The organism is Psychrobacter sp. CoH-33_TS_01, assembly GCF_058189395.1.
In genome coordinates this window covers 55,434-69,974 of record NZ_JBVGQI010000004.1, presented here as the reverse complement: position 1 = coordinate 69,974, position 14,541 = coordinate 55,434, and the positions used below count along the sequence as shown (strand labels likewise).

Genomic DNA, 14,541 nt, shown 5'->3' with positions numbered 1-14,541 from the left:
CAAACGTATGATTATTTCATCGGCAAATGATTACAGAGCTGCCGCTAAGCGCCGCCTGCCACCATTTCTATTTCACTATATAGATGGTGGTGCCTATGATGAATACACCTTAAAACGTAATGTTGAGGATTTATCGCAAATTGCCCTTAGACAACGGGTGCTGAATGATATGTCACAACTGAGCTTAGAGACACAGCTGTTTAATGAGACCCTGTCTATGCCGGTAGCGTTGTCGCCCGTGGGTCTGACGGGCATGTATGCGCGCCGCGGGGAAGTGCAGGCGGCTATGGCCGCGGATCAAAAAGGCATTCCGTTTACTATGTCGACGGTTTCGGTGTGTCCGATTGAAGAAGTAGCGCCTAAAATTCAGCGTCCAATGTGGTTTCAGCTCTATGTATTAAAGGACCGAGGCTTTATGCAAAATGCCTTGGAGCGTGCTAAAGCGGCGGGGTGTTCGACCTTAGTCTTTACGGTAGATATGCCAGTACCTGGGGCACGCTACCGTGATGCGCACTCGGGTATGAGTGGTAAAAATGCCACTATGCGCCGTTATTTACAGTCTATGACGCATCCACAATGGGCGTGGGATGTAGGACTGAATGGCCGTCCGCATGATCTGGGCAATATCTCTACTTATCTAGGCAAACCTACCGGATTAGCAGATTACATAGGCTGGCTAGGTAATAACTTTGATCCTTCTATTTCTTGGAAGGATTTGGATTGGATTCGGGAATACTGGGATGGGCCGATGGTCATCAAAGGTATTTTGGACCCAGAAGATGCCAAAGATGCAGTGCGTTTTGGGGCAGATGGCATAGTCGTGTCCAACCATGGTGGACGTCAGCTAGACGGAGTGTTATCTAGTGCGCGGGCGCTACCGCCTATAGCCGATGCGGTAAAGGGCGAGATTAAAATTTTGGCTGATTCTGGTATCCGCAATGGCTTAGACATTGTGCGTATGTTGGCTCTAGGCGCTGATCTTTGTATGTTGGGCCGTGCCTTTGTCTATGCTTTAGCGGCAGATGGCAGTGCTGGGGTCAGCAATTTGTTAGACTTGTTGGATAAAGAAATGCGTGTTGCGATGACCTTAACAGGGGCCAAAACCATCGCTGATATTAATTCAGACTGTTTGGCGAAATTGAGTCATTAGATTTGCAGCAAAAACCTTTCATGCTCATCGCTAAAGAGTGTGCAAGGTTTTTCAAGTTTTCAGAATCTATTATTAAAAGCGACCGTTGAGCCGATTTAAAACCCATAACCGTTACACCTTTAACAGCCTATTTAACATAATATACATTATGCGAAAACAAACCAACTGGGTTTGGAGAAATGATACCCTAGGATATCTACGCATTAATATACTCTATAACTATAGGCTTTGTATTTACTGTGCGGTATTTTACCCACAGACTTTTACTCACGCATTTTATTAGCTTGCTACAACCTTGGATTCTTATTATGACTTACGCTTCGAATACCTTATCTACAGATGAAAAAATAACTGCGGACATCACTGCCAATATGACCAAAAATAATTCTGTCGCTCTAAGCTCTGATGCTGTTGCTGCTAATCCTATTAATACTAACTATGACGACTTTGATCAGCAGCACCTTTGGCATCCTTATGCCGCATTGCCGCCATCATATCCCAACTTAGTCATCGACCGCGCTGATGGCGTTACGCTTTATACCAAAAATGGCGACGAGCTATTAGATGGCATGTCGTCTTGGTGGGCAGCCGTTCATGGCTATAATCACCCAGCCCTTAATACGGCTATCACTGAGCAACTCGGCAAAATGGCCCATGTCATGTTTGGTGGCCTCACGCATCAGCCTGCTATAGATTTGGGCAAAAAGCTCCTCGATATTGTCCCAAAAGCCTTAGGAAGCCAAAAGCTTGAGGCGGTGTTCTATGCAGACAGCGGCAGCGTCGCCGTTGAAGTAGCCTTAAAGATGGCTTTACAGTACCAATTGGCCTGCCAGCGCCCGCAAAAGAACCAAATAGCCACCACACGTTCGGGCTATTACGGCGATACTTGGCACGCTATGAGCGTCTGTGACCCGGAAAATGGTATGCACAGCATCTACGGTAAGCAGCTGCCTGTTCAGCTATTTGTCGATATGCCACCTTTGGGCTATGACCAAGCGTTACGTCCTGAAAATGCTCAAAATTTAGAGCGCTTTTTTGCAGATAATCAGCATACTATGGCGGCCTTTATCATCGAGCCTATCGTCCAAGGCGCTGGTGGCATGCGTTTTTATAGCCCAGACTACCTAAAAATCGTGCGTAAGCTCTGTGACGACTATCAGGTATTGCTTATAGCTGACGAGATCGCCACCGGATTTGGCCGTACGGGTCGACTTTTTGCTTGCGAACATGCAGATATATGCCCCGATATTATGACTGTGGGCAAAGCCTTAACCGGCGGTTATATGACCTTTGCTGCGACCATTTGTAGCCGTAAAGTCGCACAAACCATCACCGAAAGCGATTACCCAGCACTTATGCATGGGCCCACTTTTATGGGCAATCCCCTAGCCTGCGCTGTTGCTAGCGCCTCATTAGACTTATTGATAGCTGACGATTATGCGGCACGCGCACGTGAATTTGAGCGGATATTAAAGGTGCAACTGACTGAATTAGCTACAAATACAGCAGTTCAAGATGTACGTTGTCTAGGCGCTATTGGCGTGATTGAGCTTAAAGACGCTATCGATATGGCCGCCTTTCAGCCGTTATTATTGACACACAAAATCTGGGTACGACCCTTTGGCAAGCTGCTGTATATGATGCCACCACTGGTTATGAACAATGATGAATTAGAAACTTTGTGTTATAGATTGAAATTGGTATTAAATCAATATCTTGAAATACAATCTGACAGTTAAATAGTACTAAAATCCTACGCGTTGCCACCGCCTTATCCTATATCGTAGCGCTATATAATAATGGTTATTTTCTTCTATATAAGGGCGGCAAGGCGACTATGAGCGTACTATTTATCACTGGCATTGATACGGATATTGGCAAGACTTACGCTACCGGACTACTGGCAAAGGCCTTTAAAGATCGTGGTTGTCAGGTCATTACCCAAAAAATAGTACAGACGGGTTGTGAAGACATCGCTGATGATATTCTCACCCATCGCCAAATCATGGCGACGCCCTTATACGAGGTCGATAAAGACGGCACGACTTGCCCTTACGTCTTTAGCAAACCGGCCTCCCCGCACCTATCATCGGCATTAGAGCAACGCGCAATTGACCCAGAAGTTATTTTGGCCTCGACGCAAGCGCTACAGAGCCAATATGAATGGGTTTTGCTCGAAGGCGCTGGCGGGCTGATGGTGCCTATTAACGATGACTTACTGACGATTGATTATGTCGCGCGCCAGCGATACCCCGTGGTGTTGGTCACCTCAGGACGTTTGGGCAGTATTAACCATACCTTGCTTAGTATTGAAGCCCTCAAGCATCGCTCGCTACATCTGCATGCGGTCATCTATAACTATTGGCATCCAGAAGACTCACAGAGCAATGCCCAAGATACTACACAAGACCTCGAAGCTGAAGATACCGTAAATCCCACTGAGAATGGTACAGACCCGCAAATTGTCGATAGCACTAAGGCCTACTTGCAACAGTACCTGGCACAGCATTACCCACAAACCCAATGGATTGATTTACCTAGCTTAGACAACAGCTTATTCCCTGAGCAGCAAGATGACAATACGCTCGCCGTTGCCTGTGCCTTTAACCGTTATTTGAGTCAAGTGATTGCAGAAGAAGCTTAGAACCAAGGTAGGCTTTATAGCATGATATGAAATGGCAGATAAGATTAAAAAATGGCAAGAATAAAGATAGCTTAGTTAGCAGATAGATAATTTAGCTACAGTTTAGGGCGTGCCCTCAATTGAATCATGAGGCTAAAAGTGAGATAGATTTTTGTCAGTCCATGGAAATTTTGCAGAGAATATAAGCATATTGTCTAGACAATTTTCGCAGAGTGACGAAAATATAGCCAGTTTTAGTCCATTACACGCTAGTGTTGTTAATTGAGGACACGCCCTAGCAGCAGTGTAATAATAACAAGAAGAACAGGAGTTACCCTTATGACTATTTCTACAATAGGCTCTCATGTGTCATTGGTAACCAAGAGGTCAGCCAAGAGGAGCAAGCTTCCTTTAGCAGCAGCAATGGCGGTAGCATTGGTATTAACGGCCTGCCAGAATTCTATCCCCTCTGGTAGTGATACTATGCCCCCTGTGACAGGAGAGCCAGCGGTCAGTATTACCGACAAGATTACCCAAACTAGCCCACCTGCTACAGCAGAGCGCTTAGAACAAACCAAGCAAATGCAGATTGCCCAGCAAGCTCAGGATATCAAACAGGCGCTACTCAATAAAAATTATCAGGCCATTATCCCGCATATTCATCCCGTGAAGGGTGTGCGCTTTAGTATGTATGCCTATGTCCAACCCGATAGCGATAAAGTGTTTAACCGTCAGCAGTTTGCCCAATATCTAAAAGAGTCTCGGGTCAAATTTACTTGGGGTGAAAAGGACGGCACCGGCGATATCTATATCACTACCCTACCCAATTATTTGAGCACTTGGGTAGCAGACGATTTAAATAAAGCTGAAAGTGTCAGCTATGATCAATTTCAAGGCAGTGGCAATAGCTTAAATAATCTGAAAGAAAAATACCCCGATGCCGACTTTGTGGAGTTCTATTCAGAAGGCAGCGAACAATACAGCGGTATCGATTGGCGCTCACTGCGCTTGGTGTTTGAAGAGTATCAAGGACAATATTATCTGGTCGCTATTGTGAATGATCAATGGACGACTTAAGCCTAATTTATTAAATGATGTTCTAACTGTTTAATAAAATCCAGGCACAAAAAAAGACCAGATAACAACTATCTGGTCTTTTTTATTATCTATATAACGGCCTTATCTAGTTATAGACATCAGCCGCTATTAGACTAGCAATGCTAAATTAGCCATTGTTGTTGCGACGTGGGGCACGGTTGCCATCAGTAGCACGGGCTGGGCTGCGACGTTGACCACCGCTTGGCTTACCCGCTGCTGCTGGGCGGCCACCGGCTGGACGACCTGCGCCGCCACCATTGCCACGGCTGTCAGAACGACCGGCACCAGCACCCGCTGGACGACCACGGCCAGCACCTGCGCCTGCAGCGGCTTTACCACGGTAGCCACCACGGTTTTCGCCAGTGCTATCGCCACGGCTGCTGTCATTGCTAGCACTGCGACCACGGTAGCCACCGCCGCCATTGCCGCCACGACCATTACCTTGACCACCACGGCCACGGTTGCCGCCACGACCACGTTTAGGAGCTGCACCAACTTTCATCTCTTTGGTGTTTTTCTTAGGCTCCATGCCTTCTACTTCTTCAACCAAGATAGTACGCTTTAGATAGCGGTTGATGGCATCCATTTGTGGACGGTCATCGATGCTACATAAGTTGATAGCGATACCAGTACGGCCAGCACGACCACTACGACCGATACGATGCACGTAGTCTTCTGTTTGGCGTGGCAAGTCATAGTTGAATACGTGAGTGATACCACTTACGTCGATACCACGGGCAGCCACGTCAGTCGCTACTAGGATATCAATTTTGCCGGCTTTTACATCGTTGATGATGCGAGTACGCTTGGCTTGTGGCAGATCACCATGTAGGAAACGGGCTTTATGACCTTGCTCAATCAAGCTTTTAGTCAAAGTCTCACAGCTGCGTTTGGTCGCTGCGAATACGATGGCTTGGTTGACGTCTTTTTGCGTTAGCAATTTATCAAGCAATCTGTTTTTGTGATTGAAATCATCACAGTAGTAAACTGACTCATCGATGTGAGCCGATTCTACTTTAATAGCGATACGCTCTGGGTTTTTAGTGAAGCTTTCAGCGATTTTGCCGACTGGGCCATCCCAAGTAGCAGAACACATGATGGTTTGACGCGTGTTTGGAGCCGCTTTCATGATCATTTCGATATCATCAGCGAAACCCATGTCTAGCATACGGTCGGCTTCATCCAGTACTAGAATGTCTAGTTGTGATAAGTCGATACGCTCAGATTTCATGTGATCGATAAAACGACCAGGGGTAGCGATGATGATTTGTACACCTTTATTAAGGGCACGAATCTGACCACCGTAAGGCGCGCCGCCTACTAGCGGTACACTGAAGATATTGCGAGTTTGTGAGCTGTATTGACGAACGCTATCGCTAACCTGGTTGGCAAGCTCACGTGTTGGCGTCAAGATCACAGTATGGACGGTTTTGTTGTTGGCTTTATCACGGATGATTTTGTCAAGAACAGGCAGTACGAATGCTGCTGTTTTACCACTACCCGTCTGTGCTGACAGCATCAAATCACGACCCGCTAGGGCTGATGGGATAGCTTGTGCTTGGATAGGAGTTGGGGTGTCGTAGCCGCTGCGGCTAAGCGCGTCTAGTAGCTCAGGAGATAACTGAAGATCTACAAAGCTTAGGTCGTCGTCTGCGGTAATTACTGGCGTGTTTAGAGTATTATCTGTCATGTAAGGTCCTTTAGAATACTTAGTATTCGGGCATATAAAAGCTTACGTCGCTGACACGTAAATATTTATAAAATTATAATGAATAAAGGCACAACACAGATAAGCGTCGAATGATCTGTACATCCAATGTACAAGGTCAGTGACGTATTTTGGTGGTTGTTACCGTGAGTGTAGGCTGTAGTATCAGCGCATAATAGTAGCGTTGAATGAACAGCTAACAGCAAAATCATCGGCAACAATTTGAATAGGTGTCTACTCCAGACGTCAATTGCAGGCGATGTTATCAATCAGCAAGGCGCGCAGTATAGCACAGCTAATAATAAATGTTTAAATAGTTTCAACTTTATTTTTGCTATCAGCCGTTGATGCCAACTTACGCGCCGTTTAAGCCTGAGCTCCTAGAAACTCAGGCTAACTTTATAACAGATTGTCACTTACTCAAATTGTCACTTACTTAATCGGCTTAAGCTCTAAGTCTACCGCACGCTGTACTGCAGGACGCTGGCTTATCTGCTCGGCCCAGCGGCGCACGTTTGTATAACTGGCCACGTCTAAAAATTCAGCGGCCTCATAGAGTTTGCCCAATGCCAACTGCCCATACCAAGCCCAGATAATGATATCAGCGATGGTGTAATTGTCTTCGCCGTCGCCAGTCATATACTCATGGTCCGCTAAATGCTGGTCTAAGACGTCTAATTGACGCTTAACTTCCATGGTAAAGCGGTCAATTGGATATTGCATCGGATACGGTGCATAGGCATAAAAATGACCAAAGCCGCCCCCTAGATACGGCGCACTGCCCATCTGCCACATCACCCATGAGAGACAATCAGCCCGTTGTTGTCCGGGTTGCTTGGGAATAAACTGGTCAAACTTCTCTGCCAAGTACATTAAGATAGCGCCCGACTCAAACAGTTTGATAGGTGTCTCGCCAGAATGATCCACTAATGCTGGAATCTTAGAGTTGGGGTTAATGGCCACTAAGTCTGAACCAAACTGGTCATTTTCCATGATGTCAATTTTATACGCATCATAGGCCGCCTCTTTAATGCCCAATTCTGCCAACTCTTCTAAGATAATATTTACTTTAACCCCATTAGGCGTGTTGAGTGAATACAATTGGAAGGGCTTATCACCTACTGGCAGTTTTTGCTCATGGCGCTCGCCAGCCGTCGGGCGGTTGCCACTGGCAAATTTGCCCCCGTTGTCTTTACCAACAGCCTCTAAAGACCAGACCTTGGGTGGCGTGTAGGCTTCATTCTGGTCAGCAGAGTTGTTATTAGTGGCATTATTCATAGAAAGGTCCTTTTAGGCTTTAGGTATGTATTTATATATATGTATTTATAGAATTATTTATTTAATAGGCTAACTATCTTACCTTGCTATAGGGGTGTTAACCATTAACGATTTGCTAACGACTGTATAGCAACGGCAACCATTCAAATATAAGGATAAGGTAAGGTTATTGGAGTCTACTACTAACGGCACGTGACCTTACCGTCCCCAAAAAAATAGATGAATTCCTCGTCCTCTAGGCAAATTCCGCTACAATCAGGGCATCGCTATTGCCTATTTTTCATGGAAGATACTTTTAATGCCCGCCTTTACCTTCAAAAATAAATACGCTGTCAACGTACAGATTCACTCGCCAGCTCCTGATACCGACCAACAGAAGAGCTTGGTATTTATGGCCGCCACTGGGGTACGCTTAGAAAAATATACCACGCTATTTGCCGCTTTAACCGCTAAGGGCTTTACCGTAGTCTCCGCGGATTATCCTTGCTGCGGGGAGAATACCCCCCATGTTAGCCGCCGTATCACTTATAACTACCAAGATCTTATGGATGATTTCATGCCGCAATTGGTCAGTTTTGCACCGCATAAGGAAACCTACTTGATTGGTCATAGCTTAGGGGGTCAGATGGCGACCCTCTATAGTACGCTAACCGGTATCCCGGCTATTGGCGTCGCTACCGGCAACATCCATTTTAAAAACTGGCGCGGCTTAGAGCGGCTCAAGATGCTGCAAGTATTAACCGTGTTTAAACCCTTAACCATGCTTTACGGTTATTTCCCCGGCTATAAAGTCGGCTTTGGCGATAAAGAAGCTCGTGGGCTAATGAACAACTGGTGCCATATCATTAAGACCGGAGAGTTTGATTTTATCAAAGGGAATATGGACAAGGGTCGCGGATTCTTTATTCATATCAAAGGTGACAACTACTCCCCTTACCCTGCCGTCAAGCACTTGGCTGCGCTTTGTAAAGAGTCTGAGCTGATCTCAGTCAAGTTACCCCAGCATTTAAAAGGCAACCCGCATGGGGTTTGGATTAAAGACCCTGACTTTATTGTCGAGCATATTGACCAACACTTACGCAAGTTGGCGTCTTAAACCCTGAGATTTTAAACAAGCCGATATCTTAAATAAATAACTTACGACTTATTAACGACGATAACCATTACGATAAGAATAACAACCATCATGGAGGATGAGACAATGACGACTTTCAAATTTAAAGGCCAATATACAGTAAACGTGCACACTCATAAGCCCTTACCGGCTGATGACCAACAGACCACCCTAGTGTTTTTAACCGCTATTGGCGTGCCACTGCGTAAATACAGTAAGTTGTTTGCAGAATTAACCGCTAAGGGTTATAGCGTTATCGCAGCCGACTATCCTTGCTGCGGTGAGAATACCCCACAGGTTAATAAAAGCGTCGATTATAACTACCAAGATATTGTCGATGACTTTATTCCGCAACTGCTAGCTCTATCGGAGCATGACAAGACCTATCTCTTCGGGCATAGCTTGGGCGGTCATATGGCAACGATTTATAGTGTGCTGCATGACGTGCCGGTGATTGGGGTCGCTACGGGCAACCTGCACTATAAAAATTGGTCAGGGGCTGGCAAGTTAAATATTCTCCGTGCCGTAGCTGTGTTTAAGCCTATGATTGCGCTCTATGGCTACTTCCCCGGCTATAAGATTAAGTTTGGCGATCGTGAGACTAAGGGCATGATGACAGATTGGTGCCATACGGCATTGACCGGACGCTATGATTTTATCCAAGCTGATCTGCAGGCGAGTAAAAAAGCGGGCAAAGGTCAGGGCATCTACTTCTACATCGAGGGCGATGACTATGCCCCTTACAAATCTACGCAAAATCTTGCCAAACTGTGTGCCGACTCGACCTTGATTTCTGTCAAACTACCCAAACATATAAAAGGCAATCCACACGGAGCGTGGATCAAAGACCCTGACATTATTGTCCAACACCTTGATGAGCAACTAAGAAAACGTGACTAATCCAACCGCTACTGCCCCCGCTTCACTCCTCTCTCCAATCCAAGCGAAATACTTGCCCTACGTGCTGGCCGTGGCTCTGTTTATGCAGATTTTGGATGCCACTATCCTCAACACGGCGCTACCACAAATGGCTATTGCCTTGGGCGAATCTCCGCTCAAGATGCAATGGGCAGTGATTAGTTATGCATTAACCCTAGCGATATTTATCCCCATCAGTGGGTTTCTAGCTGATAAATATGGGACGCGTAAGACCTTCCTCTCCGCTATTGTCATCTTCTGTGTCGGCTCAGTACTATGTGCAGTATCACCCAATCTACAATTCCTCATTGGCGCGCGCATTATTCAAGCATTAGGCGGGGCGATGATGACGCCAGTAGCGCGGCTGATATTAGTCAAATCGTATCCCCGTAATCAGCTGCTCACGGTGATGAATTTTGCGGTGATTCCCGCTCTAGTAGCGCCCTTAATCGGCCCCTTGTTAGGCGGCTATCTGGTGGAATATACCAGTTGGCATTGGATATTTTTGATTAATATTCCTATGGGCTTAGTAGGCTTGTATCTGGGTATGAAGTTAGTCCCCGACTTAAGAGAGACCGTAGGCCGGCTAGACTGGTTAGGTTTTGTTCTATTCGCTGCAGCGGCCTGTTTATTGAGCTTAGCTGTAGAACAAGCCTCGCAACCGGGCAGTTATTTTGGCTCTATTGTATTAACGGTTGCGTCGTTCGCTTTGCTGGCAGGTTACGTTTGGCATGCGCGCCGTGCGGATAAGCCATTATTCCCCTTATCCTTATTTGATATCCGTACTTTCCGTATCGGCATCGTGGGCAACTTACTCACTCGCCTAGGGATTAGTGCCGTTCCTTACCTATTACCCTTATTACTACAAGTTCAATTTAAGTACTCGCCTTCAGAGGCCGGTTGGTTATTAGCCCCGATTGCCGTGGGGGCTATTGGGGTCAAACCGTGGGTTAGCAAAATTATCCAGCGCTTTAGCTACCGTAAAGTGTTGGTGGTAAATACGACCTTGATAGGGTTTTTAATCATCCTATTGGCACAGTTTGATGCCTCAGTACCGTGGTATTGGTTTATCCCGCTGCTCACCTTTATGGGCGCGTGTAACTCGATGCAATTTAGTGCGATGAATACGATTACCATTGGCGATTTGCAGGGCACGCAGACCAGTAGTGGTAACAGTCTCATGGCGGTGAATCAGCAGTTAGCGATTAGTTTTGGTATTGCTTTTGGTGCTGCCGTGTTGAATATCTTAACGGAACGGGTAGAAATGGATACCCTCGCAGCGTTTCAATCAACGTATTGGGTGATGGGCATTATTACGATTTTAGCGGGGTTATACTTCTTACGTTTACAGCCTGAGGATGGTAAAGGGTTATATTAACTTTTAAACTTTTGCTTTTGCTTTTGCTTTTGCTAATGACGGTGGGCTACTGGCAGTCCGCCAATAACATCTCTTTGACCGAGCCGCCAAAATCATAGATATCTTCTATGAGACAACCCTCGTCTGCACAGGTCAGCACATAAGACAAAGTGTCGCGGTCGGACAGCTGCACGACTACCCTATCCTCTGTATCTATGGCAAACGTCACTGGCTCTTGAAAGTCCGTATCTTGCGATTGCCACATAATATCCCCGCCAGACCCACACACCATACCCGTTTCCGCCACCTGGCGTTCTAGCGCCAAAGCTTGCTTCAATGCCCCGCTACTATAATCTGCCAACAAGACTTCTGAGCCTAATTCTTGCTCACTTGAAGCGGTATACATGGCTTTGATAGTGGTGAGCTTGGGATTACTAGCCGAGTTGGTAGCCGCAGAATGATTATTAGCCACTTGGTTATTAGAAAAGCTGTTATGAGTAGGAGCGCCATCGGCCATACTGGCGGTGAGCGGTATAGTGGCCAGTAGCACTGATAAAATCACCCGTCGCATTATGAATTTTATTAATAGCAGCTTTTGCATAATACACCGCCTAGGCATTAGTCTCATTCAAGGCGCCTCATTGCAGCGACCTCATTAACTAACTCTAAATGAATAAAGGTAGCTTTGATAAAGTAGCTAGCGCGCTAACCCCTCATTCTGTAAATAAACAAACAAGCCCTTGGCAAACTCTTGATAACCGGCTGGATTGGCGTGGATTTGATCTGACTTTAAGCGGTCATTCGATAGTACTTTGGACCAGCCATCAGAATATAGCGGCACTTTCTCAGCTTTGGCAATGTCTTTATAGAGCGGATTATCGCTGGCCTTACCCAATAAGGCACTGGCGCTAAAGTAAGGCTGAGCTATCAGGACGACCTGAATATCAGCAGCTTTTAATTTGCTGATGATGGCGGTGATATTTTCACTAGTGGTCGCTGGCTGGACCCGTTGTAGCACATCATTACCGCCTACCCCCAGTAAGACTAAATCTGGATGCTGCAGGATAACTCCATCTACGCGTGCCAGCACATCGCGTGACGTATTGCCGTTAATACCTGCGTTGGCCACTTGCCAATCACTCAAATCTGCTAGGACGTTAGGATAGGCGTTCTCCGGGGTAGCCCCATATCCATAAGTCAATGAGTCTCCCAATGCTACGACGTTACTGCCGGCGGGTAAAATCTGCTCAGTGGGCGCATTACTACAGCCCATAACGACTATTGTACTTAATGCTAGCAAACTGCTAACGATAAAGGTCGGTAAGCGCTTAAGAACAGTAGCAATACGTTGAAAATAGGTTGGGGTGTTTTTGGATAGGCGTGGCATGATAGCGTTCCTTATAAAAATCAAGGATGTCTCAGGTGGGTATCAGAAAATGAGACGCTGCCAATATCAGCATGGTGCGCCATAAGAAAACCCACAAATAATAAATTAATCAATCGGTTATCGACTAATTTCAGTACTTTCTATTACCCTATCATAAAGCTCGCTACGATAATGTTGTAAATCTATGCAGCCTTGCTGGCACACCTAAGCCTGACAAAAGTAATATCCATAACAATTTACCCATCAACCACTGTTGTTTATAGGGGGTGAAAAAGAGTATATTTTAATGACTGATATGTATTAGCCATAGGATGGTATGCATACCGCTAACTGTACAATTGCTCAATTTATTAGCGCTTAGCCCAAGGACGGGAAATATTATGACTAAAACCTCTTCTCAAACACAAAATCAATCACACAACCAGTCGAAGACCAGCACCAAACAGCCAGTCCAAAGTCAGCCTGCTGAGAAAAACCCTGTCAATTCGCCAAGACGAGACAGCTTTGATGAGCTGCGCCAACAAGATGGGCAGTTTCGCCCTGTTGCTCAGTCGGTAGGACGCTGGCTAGACAGCACCCATCAAGACAATCTCAATCAGCTCAATGAGCAAGCTGCAGATATTTTTTATCGTAAAGGCGTCACTTTTACGGTATACAGCGATGCTAAGAACATCGAGCGCATGATTCCCTTCGACATTATTCCCCGCATCATCTCTTTAAAAGAATGGCAGCATATAGAAGCAGGGTGTAAACAGCGTATTAAAGCGCTCAACGCCTTTATCCATGACATCTATCATGAGCAGGCTATTATGAAGGCGGGAATTGTACCCGACACTTACGTCTATGCCAGTGGCTGCTATGAGCCGTGGATGATGGGTATTAACTTAGATAAGCCCATCTACTCGCATATTAGCGGTATTGACTTGATTCGCGATGAGACGGGGCAATTTTGTGTGCTAGAGGATAACCTACGTACGCCTTCTGGGGTCTCTTATATGTTAGAGAGTCGCAGTATCTCTGAGATGCTGCTGTCTGATATCTTTGAGCAGATGCCCGTATTGGATGTCTCCGACTATCCGCAACGACTTAAAACCTGTTTGGCCAGTGCGACCAGCAAATATGACCCACAAATCGTGATTTTAACCCCAGGGCGTTTTAACAGTGCCTATTACGAGCATGCCTTTTTGGCGCATGAGATGAATGTGCCTTTAGTGCACGGCTATGATTTGATTGTCGAAAACAGCAAAGTATATATGCAAGCCATTCGCGGTAAGGTGCAGGTCGATATTATCTATCGCCGTATTGATGACCCTTATATTGATCCTTTAGCCTTTCGCTCAGACTCCATCTTAGGCGTCTCCGGGCTAATGAGTGCCTATCGGGCTGGCAATGTGGTCATCGTGAATGCGCCGGGTACGGGGGTGGCTGATGATAAAAGCCTGTATCCTTTTGTGCCTGATATGATTGAGTTTTACTTAGGCGAAAAACCCATCCTGCCTAATATCAAGACCTACCAGTGCCGCAAACCTGATGAGCTAGAGTATGTACTCGATAATCTGCACAACCTAGTGGTGAAGGAAACTCAGGGTTCGGGTGGCTATGGCATGCTGATTGGGCCCACCTCAACGCCGCAGGAAATAGCAGACTACCGTAAGTGCCTATTGGCTAATCCATCGGGGTACATTGCGCAACCCACTATCGCCTTATCTACCAACCCCACCGCCGTGCAAAACGGTATCGCCCCACGGCATATAGACTTACGACCCTTTATCCTCAGTCATGGCGACGGTACGGTAGATATCGTACCAGGCGGTCTAACTAGGGTGGCGATGGTAGAAGGCTCACTGGTGGTGAACTCCTCTCAAGGGGGCGGCATCAAGGATACTTGGGTGGTCGATGACCGCTATC

At 46.2% G+C, this 14,541-nt stretch carries 11 protein-coding genes and 1 pseudogene; 8 read left to right on the top strand and 4 right to left on the bottom strand.

What is annotated here, in order from left to right; translation table 11 throughout:
• Positions 1-7 precede the first annotated feature (7 nt).
• The 4 genes from lldD to ACZ2XM_RS08195 all read left to right on the top strand — a co-directional run bounded on the left by lldD (position 8) and on the right by ACZ2XM_RS08195 (position 4,850).
• The gene (lldD, locus tag ACZ2XM_RS08210) at positions 8-1,150 is read left to right on the top strand and encodes an FMN-dependent L-lactate dehydrogenase LldD (protein ID WP_490589407.1); all 1,143 of its coding nucleotides are present in this window, start codon (positions 8-10) and stop codon (positions 1,148-1,150) included.
• A 371-nt stretch (positions 1,151-1,521) separates the two neighbouring features.
• Positions 1,522-2,889, top strand: a complete 1,368-nt coding sequence (bioA, locus tag ACZ2XM_RS08205; protein WP_490589464.1) for an adenosylmethionine--8-amino-7-oxononanoate transaminase — start codon at positions 1,522-1,524, stop codon at positions 2,887-2,889.
• A 98-nt stretch (positions 2,890-2,987) separates the two neighbouring features.
• Entirely contained in the window at positions 2,988-3,794 is an 807-nt protein-coding gene (gene bioD / locus ACZ2XM_RS08200) for a dethiobiotin synthase (RefSeq protein ID WP_490589408.1), read from the top strand.
• A 318-nt stretch (positions 3,795-4,112) separates the two neighbouring features.
• Positions 4,113-4,850: a hypothetical protein gene (locus tag ACZ2XM_RS08195; RefSeq protein WP_490589409.1), complete on the top strand. Its 738-nt coding sequence runs from the start codon at positions 4,113-4,115 to the stop codon at positions 4,848-4,850.
• A gap of 148 nt (positions 4,851-4,998) precedes the next feature.
• Here the strand turns inward: ACZ2XM_RS08195 and csdA are convergent, their stop codons facing one another.
• The gene (csdA, locus tag ACZ2XM_RS08190; RefSeq protein WP_490589410.1) at positions 4,999-6,561 is read right to left on the bottom strand and encodes a DEAD/DEAH box helicase CsdA; all 1,563 of its coding nucleotides are present in this window, start codon (positions 6,559-6,561) and stop codon (positions 4,999-5,001) included.
• A gap of 450 nt (positions 6,562-7,011) precedes the next feature.
• Positions 7,012-7,857, bottom strand: coding sequence for a glutathione-dependent disulfide-bond oxidoreductase (yghU, locus tag ACZ2XM_RS08185; RefSeq protein WP_490589411.1), 846 nt, complete (start codon positions 7,855-7,857; stop codon positions 7,012-7,014).
• Positions 7,858-8,155: 298 nt separating this feature from the next.
• Between yghU and ACZ2XM_RS08180 the strand changes: the two genes are divergently transcribed.
• The 3 genes from ACZ2XM_RS08180 to ACZ2XM_RS08170 all read left to right on the top strand — a co-directional run bounded on the left by ACZ2XM_RS08180 (position 8,156) and on the right by ACZ2XM_RS08170 (position 11,267).
• Positions 8,156-8,953, top strand: coding sequence for an alpha/beta fold hydrolase (locus ACZ2XM_RS08180; protein ID WP_490589412.1), 798 nt, complete (start codon positions 8,156-8,158; stop codon positions 8,951-8,953).
• Positions 8,954-9,058: 105 nt separating this feature from the next.
• Positions 9,059-9,871: an alpha/beta fold hydrolase gene (locus ACZ2XM_RS08175; protein ID WP_490589413.1), complete on the top strand. Its 813-nt coding sequence runs from the start codon at positions 9,059-9,061 to the stop codon at positions 9,869-9,871.
• A complete protein-coding gene (locus ACZ2XM_RS08170) occupies positions 9,864-11,267 on the top strand; it encodes a DHA2 family efflux MFS transporter permease subunit (protein ID WP_490589414.1) in 1,404 nt (467 codons plus the stop codon). Before ACZ2XM_RS08175 ends, ACZ2XM_RS08170 begins: the two co-directional genes overlap by 8 nt.
• A gap of 46 nt (positions 11,268-11,313) precedes the next feature.
• Here ACZ2XM_RS08170 and ACZ2XM_RS08165 read toward each other — a convergent pair whose 3' ends face one another.
• Both ACZ2XM_RS08165 and ACZ2XM_RS08160 read right to left on the bottom strand, forming a co-directional pair.
• Entirely contained in the window at positions 11,314-11,808 is a 495-nt protein-coding gene (locus ACZ2XM_RS08165; protein WP_490589415.1) for a hypothetical protein, read from the bottom strand.
• 135 nt (positions 11,809-11,943) lie between these two features.
• Positions 11,944-12,633 carry a GDSL-type esterase/lipase family protein gene (locus ACZ2XM_RS08160; RefSeq protein WP_490589416.1) on the bottom strand — a complete coding sequence of 230 codons (690 nt, stop codon included), beginning with the start codon at positions 12,631-12,633 and terminating at the stop codon, positions 11,944-11,946.
• 380 nt (positions 12,634-13,013) lie between these two features.
• On the opposite strand from ACZ2XM_RS08160, the pseudogene ACZ2XM_RS08155 reads away from it, so the two are divergent.
• Positions 13,014-14,534, top strand: a pseudogene (locus ACZ2XM_RS08155) (circularly permuted type 2 ATP-grasp protein); the annotation flags it as partial.
• Positions 14,535-14,541 lie beyond the last annotated feature (7 nt).

Excerpts from the sequence above, each read along its gene's own strand:
- ACZ2XM_RS08195 (WP_490589409.1), top strand. The coding sequence starts at position 4,113 with ATGACTATTTCTACAATAGGCTCTCATGTGTCATTGGTAACCAAGAGG.
- lldD (WP_490589407.1), top strand. The coding sequence starts at position 8 with ATGATTATTTCATCGGCAAATGATTACAGAGCTGCCGCTAAGCGCCGC.
- ACZ2XM_RS08160 (WP_490589416.1), bottom strand. The coding sequence starts at position 12,633 with ATGCCACGCCTATCCAAAAACACCCCAACCTATTTTCAACGTATTGCT.
- csdA (WP_490589410.1), bottom strand. The coding sequence starts at position 6,561 with ATGACAGATAATACTCTAAACACGCCAGTAATTACCGCAGACGACGAC.
- bioD (WP_490589408.1), top strand. The coding sequence starts at position 2,988 with ATGAGCGTACTATTTATCACTGGCATTGATACGGATATTGGCAAGACT.
- ACZ2XM_RS08180 (WP_490589412.1), top strand. The coding sequence starts at position 8,156 with ATGCCCGCCTTTACCTTCAAAAATAAATACGCTGTCAACGTACAGATT.
- bioA (WP_490589464.1), top strand. The coding sequence starts at position 1,522 with ATGACCAAAAATAATTCTGTCGCTCTAAGCTCTGATGCTGTTGCTGCT.
- ACZ2XM_RS08175 (WP_490589413.1), top strand. The coding sequence starts at position 9,059 with ATGACGACTTTCAAATTTAAAGGCCAATATACAGTAAACGTGCACACT.
- yghU (WP_490589411.1), bottom strand. The coding sequence starts at position 7,857 with ATGAATAATGCCACTAATAACAACTCTGCTGACCAGAATGAAGCCTAC.